Source organism: Zoogloea sp. LCSB751, assembly GCF_002028455.1.
In the GTDB taxonomy this organism is placed as follows: domain Bacteria; phylum Pseudomonadota; class Gammaproteobacteria; order Burkholderiales; family Rhodocyclaceae; genus Zoogloea.
On sequence record NZ_MWUM01000531.1, the window covers coordinates 1 to 242 of the forward strand.

Here is a 242-nt window from a genome sequence, read left to right on the forward strand (position 1 = left end):
TTGCCGCTATTAAGGCGAACACCGATTCGGCCACGGCCGCAGCAACAGAAATTGCAGCGCTCAAAGCCAAATCTACTGGCATCGATATATCTGAGTTTGTGCCTGTTGCGGCCTTTAATGAGCTGCAAGTGCAGGTGGCCGCACTCAGTAAGCAAGCGGGTACCAATGCGGTAGCCGAGTTGCTGGAAAAAGAAAAGGCCAAGATCTACGGCAAATCTGACCGTGAGTGGTTAGAAACCGTG

1 protein-coding gene is annotated in these 242 nt (G+C 52.1%); it reads left to right on the plus strand.

Annotated features, from left to right (window positions below):
• Positions 1-242, plus strand: a 242-nt coding sequence (locus tag B4920_RS27610) for a phage protease (RefSeq protein ID WP_305847142.1), incomplete at both ends; no start/stop codon positions are given.